Origin of the sequence: Enterococcus pingfangensis (assembly GCF_005405205.1) — a bacterium.
In the GTDB taxonomy this organism is placed as follows: domain Bacteria; phylum Bacillota; class Bacilli; order Lactobacillales; family Enterococcaceae; genus Enterococcus_A; species Enterococcus_A pingfangensis.
On sequence record NZ_BJDP01000008.1, the window covers coordinates 46628 to 61060 of the forward strand.

A 14433-nucleotide genomic window follows, 5' to 3' on the forward strand; every position below is an offset into this window, starting at 1 on the left:
TTCTATTTAAAAAAAGAGTCTAAAAAGTTAAACTAATTTAAAGCAAATGAGTAACGAAAAATAGTCGGAGGAAATAATATGGAAGAATACCAAGAATTTTTTCGGATCGGACAATATACTGATGCGGAAGCGATGACCGGCTGTACCGTGATTTTATGTGAAGATGGTGTAACTGGCGGTGTCTCGGTTCGAGGCGGCTCACCGAATACACGAGATACCGATGCTCTAAAATCAGAAAACAATCGAAAATTTGTCCACGGAGTGACTTTATCTGGCGGCAGTGCGTTTGGCTTAGCAGCCAATGTAGGCGTCGTAGATTTTTTAGAAGAGCATAAAATTGGGCGAGATATGGGAATCACCTTTATCCCAAACGTTGTCGGTGCGAGTCTTTTTGATCTTCGGATCGGTCGTTTTGATGTTCGACCAGATTTTCAAGCAGGACGCAAAGCTTGTGAGCAAGCTTTTAACAATCAAACATTTCAATTAGGAAATTACGGTGCAGGAACCGGTTGCAGTGTTGGCACGATTAATGGTGAAAAGAATGCTATGAAAGGTGGGATTGGTCTGCATACGATGCGTCATGGAAAACTGTGGGTCACTGCGGTAGTCGCAGTCAATGCGGTGGGGGATGTCTATGATGAAGAGCTAGGTAAGATCATTGCTGGCGCTCGTAAACCTGGCGAGCAGAAAATTGGTTTTTCTGAAGCACTTTTTCTAGAACATTATCAAAATGAGCAAGCATTGTTTGACGGCAATACGGTAATCGGCTGTGTCATGACGAATGCGACGTTTTCTAAAGCCAAGATGAATAAATTGGCAGACCTCAGTCACAATGGGATCGCGCGAGCCATTCGTCCAGCTCACACAACGTATGATGGCGATACTTTATTTGTTTTAGGCGCTAATCAAATTGAAACGAGCTTTGAGGCAGTATCGATTTTAGCCGTTGAAGCCGTTCGGCAAGCTATTCTTAAAGGGACAAAGGCAGCTGAAACTCATGGGGATTATTTAGCCTATCAAGACGTTTAAAAAATAAAAAGCCGACAGCGTTAGATTTTAAGTCTAACGCTGTCGGCTTTTTAGCGCTGTTTGTACTAAAAGAGCTAGGAACAGCTTGCAGAAAAACGGCTGATTCCAAATAGCAGAATAGAGAATTGTGTAAGTGTTAATTTTTTTAATTTAACAAACTTAGGATTCTTTTTTATTTAGCAGTTTTTGATAATACTGGTAACTATCGCTGGTTTGATCAACAGCCGGCAGTTTTTCTAATTGTTTTGTCGCTTGTTGTAAGTAGTCGCGGAATTGCGGCTCGTCTTCTGCTAAAGCGTACATATCGGCAAGCAGAACATACGCTTGGAAAATGACCCAGTCGCTTTCTTTAGCCAGGTCACTTTTGGCTAATGCTCGCGTCATCATCTGGATCGCTTCGCGGGGACTTTCGTGAGAATAAGCCAACGTATTGCTTTCTTTATATAATTTTTCCAGCCGGGTCATTTCAGCCGCTATCTTTTTCTCATGGCTTTGCGCAAAAATAAAATAATTGCCGTTGGGATCTGTCAGAGTGAAACGACGATCTGAATTAAGATCACGCGGTAAGCTCATTTTCGGCAAACCAGAGCGGCTTAATTTTTTTCCCGTACTTTCTTGGAAATTTTTTTGCAAAGTCGCGTATAAGTCGTCAACATTTTCTACAATCACTAATACGATATTTGTTGGTGTAGGGATCTCTAATTTTTTATAGGCAAATAAATGGAACACTAATTCATGGTATTGCATGACTGCATACCCGCCGGAGCGCTCTTGATCTTTATACTGATTGACGAAACCAAGATTTTTGAAAAACTGAACCGTTGCTGCAAAGTCTTTTGCTGGAACTGTAGGGAGCGTTGCTGAAATTTTGAAAGTCATTTAGTTCTCCTTGAGTTGAGATTTTTTTGAAACAGGTTCTGCTTGTTTCTATATTTTGGGAATTTGATTGTACCATTTTGGCAAAAATAGACAAGAAAAATGCTGTGAAGCCGCTGCTTTAAAATAGACTATTGGGTTTAAACCATTCAGAAGATTCGTTGTAAGACAAAGAAACAGCCAAGAGCGCTCTTGGCTGTTTCTTTAGAAAACCGACTAGCAAAAGACTAGTCAGTGGGGAAGACTTATTGGATTCGTTGTTCGGTTTCTGAGTCGTCACTGCGTTTGTTTTGCTCAGCTAAAGTATTTTTTGTGCGACTCGTTGGATTTGCCGCAAACTTGCCAGTTATTTTTGCCTGCTTGTCTAACGTTGCTTGTCCGCGTTCTTCTTTTAAGGTAAATTTGATGATCCGTTTTGGATAAAATAAAAGCATAAAGATAGTGATCACCGTTAACGCAGCTAAAATTACGCTTACCCAAAATAAATACAGTTGAACATAATTATTCGTTAAGACATGTTGCGATGAGCTGATATTCACCGGATTTTCGGCGATGAAATAATAAATGGCTGCGACAGATAGAAAAATGGAGAGCAGAACAAGGGAAAAAATGACTAAGATGATTTTGAGGAATCTATTCATTTCCCCGCCTCCTTTTTCCAAAAAAATAAAATACTTTTCATAAAAATGATAAAATATTCTTTGGCTGATGTAAATGAATCTGCTCACTCGATCGTATTTCCCGTCGCCTAAAACTGATTATTTATAGTAAAAAGGCAGTGACAGCAATCTGCCACAGCCTTTATCAACGATCTTTCCATTTGCGGTAACGGCGGTAGAGGCTTTCGATGATCAAGAAGAGAATCGAAAGCGCAGCAATCGAATAACCGAAGATTCCTAAGTCAGAAATCAAAGTATCCCCTTCTGGCGAGGTCTGGACCAAAATCGATGAGCCGATGACTAAAGCGGAAAGAATCAAGCCGATCACTAAACGATTGACCATTGCTTCTGCTCGCTCTAAAAGATTTCGCTGATTTTTTAATTCAAGATTCAGTTTGCCTTTTCCTTTAGCAAAAGTATCCAAAACATTCAGCGCATGACTAGGGATTTTTGGCAGCGCCTTTAAAGTAGATAAATAATCTAAACCAGTTTCTCGCAATTCTTCATTTAGATTCAATTGTTGAATAAAATATTTTTGCGCAAAAGGTGCAATAACTTCGAATAAAGACAGATCTGGGTTCAGATCTTCGATGACGCCTTCTAATGTACCGAAAGCTTTGATCAGCATCGTGGCAGAGTCATCGATCTGTAAATTATTATCGTGACAGATGAGGATAACTTGCGAAAAAACTTTTTGCAAATCGATTTCTTTTACCGGCAGATTCAAATAGCGATTTAAAAAATCATCCAGTTCATCAGTAAATTTTTCTTCATCAAAAGGACCGACCTGTTTGCAGATCGCATGAACGGCATTGGTGATGCGTTGATTGTCCTTGCTGTAGATCGCAATAATCACATTACTCATTTTGACTTGCATCTCGCGATTGAGCGTGCCCATCATGCCAAAATCAATAAAATTCAAGCGAAAAGGGCGCAGCGTTTCAGTTTTAGCATAGGTGATCTTATATGGAATCTCGCCAAACTGTCCTTGATGTTCGCGGGTCTTTATTTGCGGCGCTTGCTGCTCATTTTCTGACAGCAAGTGCAATAAAATATTGCCCGGATGAGGATCGGCATGGAAAAAGCCATCTTCGAAGACTTCTTTCATGAAGTGTTCAATCAGCAACTCACTGACTGTTTTTTTCAGTTCTTTATAAGTCGTCTTCCCTTGGGCAATCGTATCATCTGGTGCGCTGATCAATTCTTTCAAGTTCGTTCCCGGCATCAGCTCCATGATAATGACTTTTTTTGTAGAGTAGGCAGCTTCCATTTTAGGTACGCGAATTTCTTTCCAACCGTTGTTCAAACGATAAAATTCTTCCGCTAATAGTAATTCTTTTTGAAAATCCAATTCGTTTTGTAAAGACTCGCGGATCTCTTTCAAAATATTTTTCAGGTCGATCACTTTGCTTTCGGGTACCCAGTTAGCGATCGGTAACGCTTTTTCAAATAGAGAAAGATCCAAATCAATCTCAGCCGCGATTCCCGGATGCTGGACCTTAGCGACGACGGGTTGCCCATTCTTTAATCGTGCGTGATGTGCCTGGGCGATCGAGGCAGAAGCGAAGGGCTGTTCTTCGAAAGATTCAAAAATTTCGGTCAACGGTAGTTCCAGCTCTTTTTCAACGAGTGCTTTGACCGATTCAAAAGAATCCGTTTTTACATCGTCTTGCAAGTTTCGCAGCTCTTTTGTAAAAGCCAACGTGAAAATATCCGTCCGAACCGACATCATTTGTCCTACTTTGATAAAGGTTGGTCCCAATTCTTCAAACGCTTTTCGGACTGCTACAGGATCTTTTTGCTGCGTAATATTTTTTACAACATGGTAGTGGTTGAGGATTTTTACGATTTGCCGCAAACGAGCGGCTTTAGATTGTTCACGCATTGATTCCACCTCCTAAGGTAAGCTAAATCCGTGCCAAAGATAACCAAGAATTCTCGGCTCATTTCTATCTTACAAAAGATTTTTATAAGATACAAACAAACCTCTAATGCTCTTTGATCAAAAAGAATTAGAGGTTTGTTTTATTTGGCAGTCACGAGTTGGATGACTTGCATGATAGAATAAGTGATACCAGCGGCAATCACGGGTCCGGCAGCCACGCCTTTTAAAAAGACCACGCCCATGATCGTACCAAAAACTAATGCTACCGTAACTTCCGGCGATTGATTGATCAAACCGACACCTTTGGCAGATAAGATGGCAACTAGTACGCCGCAGATCGTCGCTACCCAGCCGAGGGGAGATTTCAACGTGTTTAAGAGATCTTTCAAAACGATATCACCTGTTGCGATCGGAACTAAGATCGTTGCTGAGATCAAAGTAACCCCCCAATTGATCCCTTGTTTATTTAAGACCGATAAAAATTTATCTGAATAAGGAATCAATTTCAAAAGCAAAATCGCGGCCGTTGCGATCAAGAGACTTTGATTTTTCGCGAGCAATGCAATCAATAAAATGATCCCTAAGAAAAGCCAACTTTCCATCTTTTCACTCCTTTTCTTACATCGTAATTACTATACAAGATAATCCAAGAAGTTGCGACTATTTTCCAAAGCGGTAATGCAAGCTTCTAAATAGATTTGCTGGGTTTATTTTGCTAAAGTAGAAACGATTCTTATAAGAAAAGACTTCACTTAACTTACGGGAGAAACAGCACTTTATTTTTAGAACAATGAAGGAGGAAACCAATGAAGATCGGATTACGCACAATTAAAACAGCCGCCGCCGCACCAATCGCTTTACTGATCGCCAGCAGTTTTAATCTAGAATCGGCTGCTTCAGCGGCGATCATTGCTCTATTGACCGTAACAAATACGAAACGATCGACTGCTAAGACTGCGATCAACCGTTTTTTTTCGCTGACACTGGCGACGAGTATCGCGGCTATTTGTTTTTCTCTGTTAGGGTTTCATCCATTAGTTTTTGGCTTGTATTTATTATTATTTATCCCGCTTTCCATTCGTTTTGATTTAGCAGAAGGAATCGCGGTCAGCTCAGTCCTGATCACACATTATCTGGTGGCAGGCGAAATGTCTGTGCGTTTGATTATCAATGAATATTTATTGATGATCATCGGTGTCGGCTGTGCACTGGCAGTCAATCTTTACATGCCCAACACGGAGAAAAAAATTCAAGAAGATCAGGCAGTCGTTGAAGTTTCTTTACGGAAAATGTTGGGTGCGATGTCTAATAATTTGAATCAATTGGATAAAGAAAAGCAGCTGGTCAGCGAGTGTTTGGCTTTGCGAGAGTTCATAAAAACAGCGCAAGTTCGCGCGCAAGAATTTGAGGAGAATCGATTCTTTTCAGGAAATAGTTATTATTTTGAATACTTCGCGATGCGCCGTTTGCAGCTGAATGTTATAGCAAATATGCTGCAAATCTTGAATCAATTAAATGCGTCGCCAGATGATGTGAAAGAATTGCAAGAACTGTTTGAGTTTACTGCCCAAACGTTAGCCGAAGATAACGATGGTTCAGCGATCTTGACTAAAATCGCTGCGCTTGATCAGCGCTACCAGCAAAAAAAATTACCAGAAGATCGTCAAGCGTTTGAAGAACGCGCCATGCTTTTTCAACTTTTTCGATTATTTCAAGAGTTTATTGAGATCAAAGCCGGTTTCCATCGAAACAAGTAAGAAAAATCAGTCTTTTGTCTGATAGAAACAGTGGAAAATTTCTTTATAATTAAGAAAAAAACAGTTGAGGTGAAAAATGAAAAAAATAGTTGCTGGTTTGGTTTTGATTGGTGCAGCGTTAGTGGGGATGATCAGTTTGTCTTCGCAGCGTGTAAGCAATAAAATATTCACTACAGAAAAGTCTGTAAAACAGTTGATCGTAGAAGATCGGGATATGCCGATTGAGATCATTGGTGTGTCTGGCGATCAGACCCGGATAAAATACAATAAAAGTCGAGATATTAAATATAAAATCAAACAAACAGGGAATACATTAGACATGGAACGAAAAAAAGTATTTGGTTTCAACTTTAACTTTTTTGATTTTGGCAGACGTGAATCCAAAGTGACTGTCGAGGTACCAAAAGCTGAATTAAGCGAGCTTCAAGTCGAAACATCTAATAGCAGAATTTTGGTTGAAGATCTTGCTTTGGATCAGTTAGATTTAGAAACGAACAACAGCAAACTGCGTATCACTAATGTCGATGCAGAGACGGTCGACGCCGAAACAAGCAACGGCGAAATCGACCTTGCGAAACTAGCGTTCAACGAAGGCGACTTTGAAACGAGCAATGGAAAAATAAATTTAGAAGACTTAGACTTTGTTGAAGGGGACTTTCAAACATCTAATGGCAAGATCAACTTGACGAATGTAAAACCTGCTGAATCTGTTTTACTGGCAACAAGCAATGCCAAAGTAACTGGCACGATAGTTGGGGATCAAGCCGATTTTTCAACGCAGGCTAAAACAAGCAACGCATCAAATAGTTTAACAAATCAAACTAGTGGGGCAAAAGAATTAACGGTCAAAACAAGTAATGGAGACATTGCAGTCACATTTATTCAGTAATTGAAATTTTTTTAGAGGAGGTGGCGGAATGATCAATAAAAAACTAAGCAGCGCGCTGCTGATCAGCTACCTATTACTATTGATCTGGATTTTATTATTCAAATTTTCACTCTCTTTTTCCGATATCGCTGTACGGTTAGACCAAGCTGTCCGCTCCGTCAATCTGCTGCCGTTTCAAGGGTCAAAAGTCGTGAACGGCAGGCTCGTGCTTAATGAAATCATTTTGAACGGACTCATTTTTGTACCGTTGGGCGTTCTGCTGGGAATCTCAGCTAAAAATTTTTCGCTGATAAAGAAGGTTGCTTTTATCTTCTCGTTTTCCTTGGTGATTGAGCTCCTGCAATTTATTTTGGGGATCGGGGTGACGGATGTGACTGATCTTTTAATGAATTCGGTTGGCGGAATCTTAGGAATTGGTGTTTATCAAGGACTATCCTTATTGGTTCCGGAAACAAAATTGGATAGAAGTTTGATCGTCATCGGTCTGATAATCGGTATTTTCTTTTTAAGTATGCTCTCCTTGTTGCGTTTCTCGTATCATTGACCAGCAAAAAACTCTTCAGCAGCTGCTGAAGAGTTATTTTTTTTGTAAAATATTCGTATTGCGTTGAAACTGCCAAACTAAAAAGGTTTCGGAAAGTGCTAAATAGAGAAATAGACCTGCGATAAGTAAAACCGCATTGCTTCCTAACAGCCGATAAGCAAAAACTGAGACGATCGCGCCGGCGATAAAAGCAATCACGACTAATAGAAAATGGATAAAGCGAGTTTTGGCCGCCCGATCTTTCGTACTCAAATAATCATAGAGATTGGTCGCAACCCCTTTTAGATTTCCAGTCGTAAATAGATTCGTGTAAGCCAGTCCATTGATTTTGTCAAAGGACACCCACTGGATCGCGGCGGTAAAAGCGATCATGATCGTGATGATGGCAGGATGCGGCTGCAAAAATTGTAAACTGATGATAAAAAAGATCGCTGCTTCAAAGTAAAGCAGGAACAAGCGCCAAAAATGCAGCTCTTTTCTTTTGAAGTAATCAATCATAAATTTTGCTAAAAGGATCCCAATGAAAAAGAATAGGGTGGAAAGCAATTTTTTTCCAACCATGTTCCATTCACGTTCGTAAGCCTGAATGATCGCTAAAATCAAATTCCCAGTCTGAGCAGAAGCAAAGGCTTCGTAACGAATATATGTGAAGCTATCAATCATTCCGCCGATAAAAGTCAGCAACAGACCAACAGAACGATTTTCATGAAAACTATTATTCATCTGTAAATCAACTCTTTTCGCTGACTATTTTACCATATTTTTCAGAAAACAGATAAATAGTTTCACGATTATTTTTTACGCAATAGATAAACCGCAACAACGACATTTGTTATACCAAGCCCTAGCCAAGCAAGTGAGGAGCTTTTCATTCCTGTTTTTGGCAAAAGTTTAAAGGCTTGTTTTAAAGATCGAGTTGTTTTAGCACCAGAGTTTGCCGACCGAGCGGGTAGGTTAGAGCCAGTAGAGTTTGATTTTGGCAATAAGCTCGAGTCAGTTGTGGAACTTTCCTTCGTTGCAGAACTTTTATTGGTCGATGAACTAGACTCGTTTGATGAACTAGACTCGTTTGATGAACTAGACTCGTTTGATGAACTAGACTCGTTTGATGAACTAGACTCGTTTGACGAACTAGAATCAGTTGACGAACTTGTGTCAGTCGTGCTCGTTGCAGGTTCATTGATGATAAAAGTAACAGTTTGGCTGCTGACACTATTGATTTCCGGTCCGATAATCGTAAATTTCACTGGGATAACGGCTCCGATTTTGACTGTCGGTGCAACGGAGACAGTCACATCTTCGGCAGCTTGAGTATTCGTAACTTTTTGAAAATGATTGGCAGGTGCTTGAATATTATTACCGCCAGATTCATCAATCAGTTTAAGTTTTGTCGCCAGGTAATTTGTAATTTCTCCATCCGAATAAGTAAAGGCGATGTGCATTTGTAGTTGCTGACCAGGTGTGACCTTAACGACCCCTGAGTTGACGTTTTCGCCGTCCAATGAGACATTAATATTATTGATATTGATTGATGGTGATACGGATTTGTTTGCAGCAGCAAGCGTCGTTAGCGGAAAAAGAAACAAAAGAGCTGCTAGACAATAAAAGATTTTTTTCATTTTTTCTCCTCCTAAATAAGCTACGTAGGAGTATAACGCGGAAAAAGAAAAGAGCCTGTCACTTTTTCAGTCAGGTTAAACTAATAATTAAAAGCAATGGAGGGTTTTGGTGCTTACTAAAGAAATATATGGACAGCTGCAACTTCTAATGTTGTTGGAGCAAAAAGACGATTGGTGCAGCGGAATAGAATTAGCGCGGGCTAGCGGATTGAATGTAAATACTGTTCAAAAATATTTGGATCATTTGCAGGAGCTGATTAAAGACTTTTCAGATGTATCTTTAGAAAAACATCGAAATTATGGCGCGCGCTTTAATCGAAAAGCAGATTTTCCTATGCAACGTTTATTCAGTGAGGTGATCTGCCAAAGTATTCTCACCTCTTTTTTCGAAGAGCTGCTGCTTCAAGGAGAGATCGATATCCGAACTTTTTGTGATGAGCATTTTGTCAGTACATCGACTTTGCGCCGAAATATCCGTAAGTTAGAAAAAAAACTGGCGCCTTTGGGTTTATATTTAACAAAAGGAACCATAATTCGAGTGATTGGACCGGAACATCAAATTCGGTACCTTTTTTATCAATATCTTTGGACGATCTATCGGGGAGTCAAAGAGCTGCCATGGGAAATCGAAAGACAAATGTTTTATCCAATTGAACAGTTGAGTACACTTTTTGATTTTGAATTTACGAATGTTCAACGAAGCCAATTAGGAGTGCTGTTGTTTGTTTTTCAATGTCGGACCAAGATCGAACCGAGTTATGAAGGCAGTCTGAAACCAGCTTTTGAAGCACCGTCTTTATTCAGTCATTGGCAGAAAGATGATTGGGGGATGTTGCTGTTCTTCTTGCAGCTGTTGCCGCTCTTTTTTGATTTGGGGAAGGAGAGGTCTTTAGTGATCCTTCCGGAAAATATCCAAAATATTTTGGCGAAACAAAGTACAGTATGGCTTGAATTGTTTGAAGAAACTTTCAACGTTTCGATCGAGGATAAAAAAAGTATCAGCGATCAGCTCAACCAATTATTTTTGTTCAATCATTATTTGAATGAAGTCTATACATTGACCGGACTTTTTCCAATCGTGGATGAAGAGCGCTTGAAAAAAAGTGCGCCTGGTTATATGGAAAATTTTTCAGCTTTTAGTAAAAAATTATTTGCTGAGATCGGCACGCATAACCCGAAAGTGACAGAACTTTGTTCGTTATTGATGGCTAATACGATCGTGTCTTATTTGTCTTATCGCCCAACCATCAAAGTATTTATCTTGTCGGATTTGGGGAAAGCATTCGAAGCGATGCAAAAAGATTTATTGATCGCTGGTTTAGGCAATGATTATCAGATCGAGTTCGTCCACTCAGAAGAAGCCGCAGATTTAACTTTATCGAATCTTCCCACGCATTATGGCGAATCGCTGCAAATTCGTTCGACCATCGACGCGCGTGATTTGCGGATGATCCGTCAACTATTGAAAAAAAGAAATAGTTGAAAACGTACATGAAGTTTTCATAAGAAAATTTTAAAACTTTCCTCTTTTTTGTTTAGCTAAAGCAGATGTTTTTTTGTTTAACAGATAGATAATTCGTGTTAAATGTCATAACGGTCAGAAAAAATTTTAGAAAACAACTAAATATAGCTTTTTAACGAATGATCAGCTATAAATGAGAAAAGATTGAAGTGTCCAGCGAAAGTTATCTTTTTTACAGGAATGTGTTAGAATGAAAATGCTTTTTATCCTGTGAACGTGAAGGGAAATGAGACCACACCATGCCTGTAAAAAAAAGGACACCATGGTTAGAGGCGTTATACGCGGCGATGCCGCTTTGTTTTAGTTACATCCCAGTCGGCTTAGCATGCGGTATGCTTTTGCAAAAGGCAGGATTTAACATCTTTTTAACGGCCTTGCTTTCGATACTTGTTTTTTCAGGAGGCGCACAATTTTTAGTCGTCTCGATGATAAGTGTTCATGCATCATTTGTGTCCACAATCTTAATGGTTTTCTTCTTGGAACTGCGTTACGCATTACTAGGTTCCAGTTTGTCACAATTTTTTAAAAAAGAAAAACGATCATTTATTGCCTTGTTTTCGCAGTCGATGAATGATGAAAACTATGCAGTAAATTATTTGAAATATTCTACTGATCCTGAGTGGAATCGCAAGAAAGCTTTGTTCGTCAATTGGTTCTCGATGGCTTCTTGGACGATCAGTACGGTAGTTGGAACGATTTTTGGCTCAGTTATCCATGTGGATACTGAATTGGTCCATTTTGCTTTGACCGCGATGTTCATTTTTATGTTCATGATGCAGTTGAACAATGGTCTGTTACTAGTTACTGGTTTATTATCGGGCGGCTTAGCAGTTATTTTCATGCTGGTATTTAAAAATACTTTTGGCTTGATCTTAGCGACGCTGTTGGCTTCGTTTGTGGGCTACTTGATCGAGCGGATTCATAAGACCGCTGACACAAGTACTGAGGGACCGGATCATTATGATTTGACTGGTGGGGAGGTCCATCATGAGTAATACTGCCTTGTTGTTGTTGATCTTATGTCTATTTGGCGCGTCCTACTTGCCGCGGCTGTTCCCAATGCTGTATTTTTCACAACGCCAAGTTCCACAATGGTTTAGCGATTGGATGAAATATGTACCGATTTCACTGTTTGCTGCGTTAGTGTTCAAAGATGTCTTCATCAGCGACAATCAATTCGAACTCATCGGCAATGGTCGAATCATCGCGATGTTTTTAGTCGCAGGCGTTGCCTATAAAACACGCTCGATGGCAGTCTCGGTGATCACCGGGCTAGCCGCTGTATTTTTACTATCATTGATTTAAAAAGACGGAAACACATTCTAGATGTGTTTCCGTCTTTTTTGCTTTTGGGGAAGCGGATTGTTTCATTCATTGCAGAAAAGCGAACGGTTCAGCTCGCAGTTTTTTAGTTTTGATATTCGGCGATCGGACGGTAAGTTAAGATTTGCATTTTACGATAAAATTCAGCGGGCAGATTTCTCCATGATTTGAACAAGTTATAGAAAAAACCACCTTCTGCATTGATTGTGTATTCATTTAATAAAAGACCAAACGATTTCTTTGGCTGTTCTTTGACTAATTTTTCATAAACTTCAGTCGCTTGTTTTTGATTGTCAGCGACAAAAAGTGTATTGACTTCAACGTACGCACCCTCGATATTTTGTGTTTCCTCAACAAAGTACACAGACTTGGTAACTTTTTGTTCCTCCATCATATCGGTCACTCCTTCTTTAAGTTATCTATAGCTTACAAAAGAAATATTAACTAATAATGAATTAATTCGTTTTTTCTATCAAACAATTATGAATTTTCTAAGTCATTTGGCAAAAATAATTTAAAACTGCTGCCTTGATCAGGGATACTGTTGACTTTGATCGTTCCATGGTGTAGTTCGACGATTTGTTTGGCTAATGCTAAGCCTAAGCCGTTCCCGCTAGTTTTGCGGCTCGTGTCGCTTTGATAAAACTTATCGAAGATCCGATCGGCGACTTTTTCCGTCATACCGATCCCTTCATCGCTGATAGTGATGAGCTGACCGTGTGTTTCATTGATTAATTGGACACGGATGCAGCTATTTTTTTGACTGTATTTGATCGCGTTGTCCATGAGATTCAGCCAAACTTGGTAAAGAAATTCCTCGTTGCCATAATAATCCGTCCGAGGCAAGGTTAGATCCAGTGTTAAATCTAGTTGTTCCCATTTCGGCTGTAAAAATAAAATCACTTCGCGAATCTGTTCATCTAAGCGGAAATATTGGAAATCTAAGCCAATCCCTTGGTTTTCAAGCTTGCTTAATTTCAAAATATTATCAGTCAGATGGGTCAATTGCTGGGTGCCGTCTAACATACGTTCTAAATAACTTTGCCGCTCTGCTTCTGATAAAGAGTTATTTTGCAGCAGCTGCACATAACCTTTGATCGTTGCCAAGGGTGTTTTGAATTCATGGGAGACAGTTGAAACAAAATCGTTCCTCAATGTTTCAATACTGTTGAGTTCGTTTACCATGACGTTAAAATCGTGATAGAGTTCGGCAACATCTTCCATTTGCTTTTCTTCACCTAATTGCAATTGCAGCGTAAAATCCCCTTTAGCGACTTTGCTCATAGCTTGCCGCAAGTCACCGATCGGTTGCAAGATCCGTCTGCCGACAAAAATCGATAGTGCCGCACCGATGACCAAACTTAAAAAGATAATGAAATAAAAAGGGAAGAGGTGATTTTCACGTTCTGGCGCCAATAATTGAAAATGGTTGATGATAAAGAGCAGACAGACAAAAACTGACAGTACAACCACCATCAATAAAAAGGTGATCGCAACGAAATACATCCATAATTGCGGGAATAGTTTTTTTCTCATGAGTGAATGACCGCCTTATATCCTAGTCCGCGAATCGTTTCAATCGAAAAATCGGGATTATCTTCTAAACGGGTCCGCAGTCGTTTGATATGAACATCGATCGTCCGTTCATCCGTATCGGAATCCAATCCCCAAATCTCATCCATCAATTGTTGGCGCGTGAAGATTTTATTAGGATAAGCCAATAATTTATATAAAAGCAAAAATTCTTTTTGCGGCAGTGTCTCAGTGTCAGCTGCTGTTTTGATTTCATAAGTTTCCTGATCAAGCCGCGTGGTACCTACGACTAATTCTTTTGTGTGGACGATTTTGGCGCGACGTAATAGGGCTTCTACCCGCAAAAGCATTTCTTTTACGTCGATCGGTTTTACCATGTAATCATCGATTCCGATCGTGAACCCACGTTTTTTATCTTCAAAAGAATCTTTGGCTGTGATAAATAAAATCGGCAGCGTATATTTTGTCTCCCGCAAACTTTCTGCGAGCTCGTAGCCGTCCATTTCCGGCATCATGATGTCGCTGATGATCAAATCAATGAATTGTTTGTCTAAAATAGTTAAGGCTTCGATCCCGTTCATTGCTCGAAAGACTTCAAATCCTTCGTTTTTCAACGCTGTTTGATAAAGTAAGGATAAATTTTCATCATCTTCTACAATAAGTACTCGATTCATTTGCTTTGCCCTCCTTTTTGCTCAATAATAGTACCAGCTTACTATGAACCTAGTGTGAATTTTTGTTCATTTTGAGTTAATAATGCCATGCTATCTTGATGAAGTAAATTAATAGGGAAAAGG

General features: G+C 39.7%; 16 protein-coding genes. 7 read left to right on the forward strand and 9 right to left on the reverse strand.

Annotated elements, in window-relative coordinates; all coding sequences use genetic code 11:
• The first annotated feature begins 78 nt into the window (after positions 1-78).
• Positions 79-1029: a P1 family peptidase gene (locus FFM63_RS06320; protein WP_137609475.1), complete on the forward strand. Its 951-nt coding sequence runs from the start codon at positions 79-81 to the stop codon at positions 1027-1029.
• Positions 1030-1188: 159 nt separating this feature from the next.
• Here the strand turns inward: FFM63_RS06320 and FFM63_RS06325 are convergent, their stop codons facing one another.
• The 4 genes from FFM63_RS06325 to FFM63_RS06340 form a co-directional block, all read right to left on the reverse strand.
• The gene (locus FFM63_RS06325; RefSeq protein ID WP_212741172.1) at positions 1189-1908 is read right to left on the reverse strand and encodes a DUF8817 family protein; all 720 of its coding nucleotides are present in this window, start codon (positions 1906-1908) and stop codon (positions 1189-1191) included.
• Between the two features lie 242 nt (positions 1909-2150).
• Entirely contained in the window at positions 2151-2546 is a 396-nt protein-coding gene (gene amaP / locus FFM63_RS06330; protein WP_137609476.1) for an alkaline shock response membrane anchor protein AmaP, read from the reverse strand.
• Positions 2547-2709: 163 nt separating this feature from the next.
• A complete protein-coding gene (locus FFM63_RS06335; RefSeq protein ID WP_137609477.1) occupies positions 2710-4449 on the reverse strand; it encodes an ABC1 kinase family protein in 1740 nt (579 codons plus the stop codon).
• Between the two features lie 140 nt (positions 4450-4589).
• Positions 4590-5051 (reverse strand): DUF441 domain-containing protein, encoded by a 462-nt coding sequence (locus FFM63_RS06340; protein ID WP_137609478.1) that lies wholly within the window; start codon positions 5049-5051, stop codon positions 4590-4592.
• A gap of 204 nt (positions 5052-5255) precedes the next feature.
• Here FFM63_RS06340 and FFM63_RS06345 point away from each other — a divergent pair, with 204 nt between their 5' ends.
• From FFM63_RS06345 to FFM63_RS06355, 3 genes are all read left to right on the forward strand, one after another.
• On the forward strand, positions 5256-6206 hold the full coding sequence (locus FFM63_RS06345) for an aromatic acid exporter family protein (protein ID WP_137609479.1): 951 nt from the start codon (positions 5256-5258) through the stop codon (positions 6204-6206).
• 76 nt (positions 6207-6282) lie between these two features.
• Positions 6283-7095: a DUF4097 family beta strand repeat-containing protein gene (locus FFM63_RS06350; protein WP_137609480.1), complete on the forward strand. Its 813-nt coding sequence runs from the start codon at positions 6283-6285 to the stop codon at positions 7093-7095.
• A gap of 28 nt (positions 7096-7123) precedes the next feature.
• Complete coding sequence (locus FFM63_RS06355) at positions 7124-7639, forward strand: VanZ family protein (RefSeq protein WP_137609481.1); 516 nt, start codon at positions 7124-7126, stop codon at positions 7637-7639.
• A gap of 33 nt (positions 7640-7672) precedes the next feature.
• On the opposite strand, the gene FFM63_RS06360 is transcribed toward FFM63_RS06355, so the two are convergent.
• Both FFM63_RS06360 and FFM63_RS06365 read right to left on the reverse strand, forming a co-directional pair.
• The gene (locus FFM63_RS06360) at positions 7673-8362 is read right to left on the reverse strand and encodes a YoaK family protein (protein WP_137609482.1); all 690 of its coding nucleotides are present in this window, start codon (positions 8360-8362) and stop codon (positions 7673-7675) included.
• Between the two features lie 68 nt (positions 8363-8430).
• Complete coding sequence (locus FFM63_RS06365; protein WP_137609483.1) at positions 8431-9258, reverse strand: hypothetical protein; 828 nt, start codon at positions 9256-9258, stop codon at positions 8431-8433.
• Between the two features lie 109 nt (positions 9259-9367).
• On the opposite strand from FFM63_RS06365, the gene FFM63_RS06370 reads away from it, so the two are divergent.
• The 3 genes from FFM63_RS06370 to FFM63_RS06380 all read left to right on the forward strand — a co-directional run bounded on the left by FFM63_RS06370 (position 9368) and on the right by FFM63_RS06380 (position 12085).
• Positions 9368-10741 carry an AcpB/EbpR/MafR family transcriptional regulator gene (locus FFM63_RS06370; RefSeq protein ID WP_137609484.1) on the forward strand — a complete coding sequence of 458 codons (1374 nt, stop codon included), beginning with the start codon at positions 9368-9370 and terminating at the stop codon, positions 10739-10741.
• A 278-nt stretch (positions 10742-11019) separates the two neighbouring features.
• Entirely contained in the window at positions 11020-11775 is a 756-nt protein-coding gene (locus FFM63_RS06375) for an AzlC family ABC transporter permease (protein ID WP_137609485.1), read from the forward strand.
• Positions 11768-12085 (forward strand): AzlD domain-containing protein, encoded by a 318-nt coding sequence (locus FFM63_RS06380; protein ID WP_137609486.1) that lies wholly within the window; start codon positions 11768-11770, stop codon positions 12083-12085. The genes FFM63_RS06375 and FFM63_RS06380 overlap by 8 nt, the downstream gene beginning before the upstream one ends.
• A gap of 103 nt (positions 12086-12188) precedes the next feature.
• Here FFM63_RS06380 and FFM63_RS06385 read toward each other — a convergent pair whose 3' ends face one another.
• The 3 genes from FFM63_RS06385 to FFM63_RS06395 all read right to left on the reverse strand — a co-directional run bounded on the left by FFM63_RS06385 (position 12189) and on the right by FFM63_RS06395 (position 14310).
• A complete protein-coding gene (locus FFM63_RS06385) occupies positions 12189-12497 on the reverse strand; it encodes a hypothetical protein (RefSeq protein ID WP_137609487.1) in 309 nt (102 codons plus the stop codon).
• Between the two features lie 86 nt (positions 12498-12583).
• On the reverse strand, positions 12584-13639 hold the full coding sequence (locus FFM63_RS06390) for a sensor histidine kinase (RefSeq protein ID WP_137609488.1): 1056 nt from the start codon (positions 13637-13639) through the stop codon (positions 12584-12586).
• A complete protein-coding gene (locus FFM63_RS06395; RefSeq protein WP_137609489.1) occupies positions 13636-14310 on the reverse strand; it encodes a response regulator transcription factor in 675 nt (224 codons plus the stop codon). Before FFM63_RS06395 ends, FFM63_RS06390 begins: the two co-directional genes overlap by 4 nt.
• Positions 14311-14433: the final 123 nt, after the last annotated feature.

Bases quoted from the DNA above. Each gene is read 5' to 3' on its own strand.
- FFM63_RS06320 (WP_137609475.1), top strand. From the start codon at position 79: ATGGAAGAATACCAAGAATTTTTTCGGATCGGACAATATACTGATGCG.
- FFM63_RS06325 (WP_212741172.1), bottom strand. From the start codon at position 1,908: ATGACTTTCAAAATTTCAGCAACGCTCCCTACAGTTCCAGCAAAAGAC.
- amaP (WP_137609476.1), bottom strand. From the start codon at position 2,546: ATGAATAGATTCCTCAAAATCATCTTAGTCATTTTTTCCCTTGTTCTG.
- FFM63_RS06335 (WP_137609477.1), bottom strand. From the start codon at position 4,449: ATGCGTGAACAATCTAAAGCCGCTCGTTTGCGGCAAATCGTAAAAATC.
- FFM63_RS06340 (WP_137609478.1), bottom strand. From the start codon at position 5,051: ATGGAAAGTTGGCTTTTCTTAGGGATCATTTTATTGATTGCATTGCTC.
- FFM63_RS06345 (WP_137609479.1), top strand. From the start codon at position 5,256: ATGAAGATCGGATTACGCACAATTAAAACAGCCGCCGCCGCACCAATC.
- FFM63_RS06350 (WP_137609480.1), top strand. From the start codon at position 6,283: ATGAAAAAAATAGTTGCTGGTTTGGTTTTGATTGGTGCAGCGTTAGTG.
- FFM63_RS06355 (WP_137609481.1), top strand. From the start codon at position 7,124: ATGATCAATAAAAAACTAAGCAGCGCGCTGCTGATCAGCTACCTATTA.
- FFM63_RS06360 (WP_137609482.1), bottom strand. From the start codon at position 8,362: ATGAATAATAGTTTTCATGAAAATCGTTCTGTTGGTCTGTTGCTGACT.
- FFM63_RS06365 (WP_137609483.1), bottom strand. From the start codon at position 9,258: ATGAAAAAAATCTTTTATTGTCTAGCAGCTCTTTTGTTTCTTTTTCCG.
- FFM63_RS06375 (WP_137609485.1), top strand. From the start codon at position 11,020: ATGCCTGTAAAAAAAAGGACACCATGGTTAGAGGCGTTATACGCGGCG.
- FFM63_RS06380 (WP_137609486.1), top strand. From the start codon at position 11,768: ATGAGTAATACTGCCTTGTTGTTGTTGATCTTATGTCTATTTGGCGCG.
- FFM63_RS06385 (WP_137609487.1), bottom strand. From the start codon at position 12,497: ATGATGGAGGAACAAAAAGTTACCAAGTCTGTGTACTTTGTTGAGGAA.
- FFM63_RS06390 (WP_137609488.1), bottom strand. From the start codon at position 13,639: ATGAGAAAAAAACTATTCCCGCAATTATGGATGTATTTCGTTGCGATC.
- FFM63_RS06395 (WP_137609489.1), bottom strand. From the start codon at position 14,310: ATGAATCGAGTACTTATTGTAGAAGATGATGAAAATTTATCCTTACTT.